Annotated in this window: 2 protein-coding genes and 2 pseudogenes; 2 read left to right on the forward strand and 2 right to left on the reverse strand. The window is 56.6% G+C overall.

All coding sequences use genetic code 11. The features are described from left to right. Window positions 1–130 (reverse strand): annotated as a pseudogene (locus OQV04_RS25335) (Tn3 family transposase); the annotation flags it as partial. 88 nt (window positions 131–218) lie between these two features. Continuing rightward, the gene (locus OQV04_RS23765) at window positions 219–1,778 is read right to left on the reverse strand and encodes an ATP-binding cassette domain-containing protein (RefSeq protein WP_103859199.1); all 1,560 of its coding nucleotides are present in this window, start codon (window positions 1,776–1,778) and stop codon (window positions 219–221) included. Between the two features lie 427 nt (window positions 1,779–2,205). Here OQV04_RS23765 and OQV04_RS23770 point away from each other — a divergent pair, with 427 nt between their 5' ends. Further along, on the forward strand, window positions 2,206–2,766 hold the full coding sequence (locus OQV04_RS23770) for a recombinase family protein (protein WP_148245970.1): 561 nt from the start codon (window positions 2,206–2,208) through the stop codon (window positions 2,764–2,766). 3 nt (window positions 2,767–2,769) lie between these two features. Beyond that, window positions 2,770–3,882 (forward strand): annotated as a pseudogene (locus tag OQV04_RS23775) (DUF4158 domain-containing protein); the annotation flags it as partial. Window positions 3,883–3,961 lie beyond the last annotated feature (79 nt).

Consider the following 3,961-nt stretch of genomic DNA (forward strand, 5'->3'; position numbering starts at 1 on the left):
TGCCGAGCTTGCGCAGCATCAGCGAGGCGGTGACGGTGCCCTGCTTGATCGAGCTGGCCAGGCGCAGGATGTCGTCCCAGTGGGCACGCACGTGCTTGATGTTCAGGGTGCCGCCGATCAGCGGGCGCAACGTCCGGGTTGTAAGCCGGAACCGCCGAAATTTCCGTCAACTCCTCTAAACCCCTGCCACAAGGGCATCTAGGTCAATCACCTTGCGGTCACTCTGAAAGATTTAATTCTTTACCAATCCCAACCCCTGCAACGAAGTCGGGATCGTGAGAGACCAATAACAGAGTGCCTGGGTAGTCCGCCAGGACCTGAGTGAGCAACTGACGCGAGGGGTGATCCAGATGGTTGTCCGGTTCATCGAGCAGCAGCAGGTCGGGCAGTTGCGCCAGTACCATCAGCAGACCCAGTTTTAACCGCTCACCCCCACTCAGACCATGACAAGGCGTCAGGGCGCGATCGCCGCGCAGGGCTATGCCCGCCAGCCGTGTTCTCGCATCACTCTCGGCCAGTGTCGGAGCCACTGTCAACAGGTTGGCAAGCGGGCTGAGATCCCGCGCAATCAGACTGAGCCCCTGATCGAGGCAAGCCATCTTGCCATTGATGCGAAAGCTGCCCGTCTCGGGCTCCAGCTCCCCGCGCAACATCCGCAGCAGACTCGATTTGCCGCAGCCATTGCGACCGCCGATCAAACAGCGCTCACCCCGTTGCAGCACCAGATCAACCCGCTGGCCATGCCAGCGCACGTGACGCGCAGCCGTAATCACCAGCGGCTGGGCAGCCCCCTTGCGCTCGATCTCCTCCGGCCACTGCATGATGAGCGGCTGCACCGCCGCCAGCGCGGCTGCCGCCTCGGTGCGGGCCTCCACTTGCGCACTGTGGCCCCGCTCATGGCGGTCCAGCACTTTGCCAAGGGATTTGCCTGCCTGTTCCGCCTTGAAATCAAGCAGGATCTTGGCTTGGGAGCCGCGCTCACGCCGCCCTTGACTGGCTCGTCTGGCCGCCTGTTCACGCACTTTTTGCACGCTGCGCGCCGCCGCCTTTTCATTTCGCACCGCTTGCGCCAAACTGGTTCTGCGGGCAGCCTGTACCTCGGCTTGCTGCGCCAGAAACTCGTCAAACGAGAGGCGGGCACTCTGCAACCCCTGCTCGCTCAGCTCCAGAATCTGACTGGTTTGATTGAGAAGGCGCCGGTCGTGGCTCACCAGCAGGTAACCTCCGCGATGTCTGGCCAGTTGCTGGCTTAGCCAGTCGATGCCAGAGGCATCGAGGTGGTTGTCTGGCTCATCAAGCAACAGAAAGTGATCCGGATTGACGAATAGGGCAAGCAGACGCAAACGGCCAAGTTGGCCACCGCTTAACCGGTCGAGCGGTTGGTAAGCATCCAGCGCCAGACCGGCTTCTGCCAACAGGGCTGCAAGATCACTGCGCAAAGACCAGCGCTCCGCCAACAACTCGAAATCCCGCTCGTCCGTGCTGCCCTGCTCGATCCGCTCAAGGGCGCGCAGCCGCTCGCCCCAACCGATAAAGTCAGCTACGCAGCACTCCCCTTCTGGCACAAACTGGGACAACCAGCCGATGGGCCGGTGCCACTCGATCTTGCCCGCAACCGGACGGCGCTGGCCCGCCAGCAGTTCGAGCAGCAGGCTCTTGCCGATGCCGTTGCGGCCAATCAGGGTAGCGCCTGCAGTGGGCAGGGAAAAGGTAAGGGGCTGCGAACATGCACCAAAGGGCAACTGCAACTGTTTGATATGACATGCGATATGGGTCATCTGAACTCCTTTGGGCCGATGCCGAAGCAGCAGGCCAAGAGCCATAGCCAAATGACAGGGACACGAGTCCACAGATTGGAAAAAAAACAGAGGAGTCAGCATCAACCTGTCACGGTAAGACGCACCCGTTCTCCCGGGCGGGAGAGGAATTAAAAGCGGGGTGCGGACAGGTTAAATGCGCATCGGCGAAATACTCTTTACTGATGAAAGTAAAATCATACTTCAGATAGTAAAAAATGCCAAATGTTCCGGTATCACTCACTTGCATGTTGTATCAATAAGTCAAGTGTCAGTCTGGGCTATACCCTATCCTGATGTCAGATCGTTCGGTTAAAAGTGTCAGAATAAAACCATTAAATTAATTTATTGACACATATAAAGCAAGGTTATAGATTTCTTCCTGACACTTTTAAGCTCAGGAGGTCTCTTGCAGGGACAACGCATCGGTTACATCCGTGTCAGTAGCTTCGATCAAAACCCAGAACGGCAACTGGAACATATCCAGGTGGACAAAGTTTTCATCGACAAAGCCTCTGGGAAAGACACTCAGCGCCCGCAGCTTGACGTCTTGCTCTCCTTTGTACGTGAAGGTGACACGGTCGTGGTACACAGCATGGATCGCCTTGCTCGCAACTTGGATGATCTGCGTCGACTTGTACAGGGACTAACCCAGCGCAGTGTCTGCATTGAATTCGTCAAGGAGCATCTGACTTTCACCGGCGAAGATTCGCCGATGGCAAACCTTATGTTGTCAGTCATGGGGGCATTCGCCGAGTTCGAGCGAGCGTTGATCCGAGAACGTCAACGCGAAGGTATTGCCTTGGCAAAACAGCGTGGAGCTTATCGGGGTCGAAAGAAATCGCTGTCTGACCCAGAGATTGCAGAAGTGCGGCGGCGAGTCATTGCTGGCGAAAAGAAGGCGACACTTGCCCGTGAATTTGGCATCAGCAGGGAGACGCTGTACCAATATTTGCGGGTATCGGAGTAACTTATGGCGATTGCTAAAAGCGAGCGACTGACCATTCTGTCGGATGCCGAGCAGGAGGCGCTGTATGGCTTGCCGGACTTTGACGATGCGCAGCGCCTGGAATACCTGGCCTTGACCGAAAATGAACTGGCGCTCGCAAGCAGCCGGCCAAGCATCCATGCTCAGGTCTATTGCATCCTGCAGATCGGTTACTTCAAAGCCAAGAACGATTTCTTCCGTTTCCACTGGCGTGACGTCGAGGATGATTGCGCTTTCGTGCTCAGCCGATATTTTCAAGGTGAGGCATTTGAGACCAAGCAGATCTCCAAATACGAGCACTACAGCCAACGAGGAAAAATTGCCGCACTATTCGGTTACCAGCCGTGGGCCTCCAGCTACCTGCCATCGCTTGAGCAACAAGCCTCGCTGATCGTGCGGCGTGATGTGACGCCCAACTTTGTGGCCGCAGAGCTGATCGTCTGGCTCAACGAACACAAGATCATTCGTCCAGGCTATACCACCCTGCAAGCGCTGGTCAGCGAAGTCTTGTCCGCTGAACGTCGACGACTGGGAGCCCTGCTTGCACAGGTGTTGGATGAACCGGCCAAGACTTCCCTGAGTCAGCTCCTGGTGCGCAACGATACGCTGTCGCAACTAGCTGCTCTCAAACAAGACGCCAAGGATTTCGGGTGGCGTCAGATGGCCCGAGAGCGTGAGAAGCGCACCCTGCTGGCACCATTACACTGGATTGCCAAAGGGCTGCTGCCCAAACTTGGGATCTCTCAACAAAACCTGTTGTATTACGCGAGTCTGGCTAACTTTTATACCGTCCATGATTTGCGCAACTTGAAGCCAGAGCAGACTCTGCTCTATCTGTTGTGCTATGCCTGGGTACGCTACCGGCAGCTCAGCGATAACCTGGTCGATGCGATGGCGTTCCACATGCATCAACTTGATCACGAAAACCGCGCGGGTGCGAGGGAGTCTTTCGCCGAAGAGCAGGTCAAACGTCATCAGGAAACGCCCCAGGTTGGTCGCTTGCTGTCCCTGTACGTGGACGACAGTGTCGCGGATCCGACGCCATTCGGCGAGGTACGCCAGCGCGCCTACAAGATCATGGCCAAAGACGTGCTGCAAAAGGCACTGTTGCAAATAGTCGGTGGTGATAAACTTATCATCCCCTTTTGCTGATGGAGCTGCACATGAACCCATTCAA

Origin of the sequence: Escherichia sp. Lx600-2 (genome assembly GCF_036662595.1) — a bacterium.
In the GTDB taxonomy this organism is placed as follows: Bacteria; Pseudomonadota; Gammaproteobacteria; order Enterobacterales; family Enterobacteriaceae; genus Escherichia; species Escherichia coli.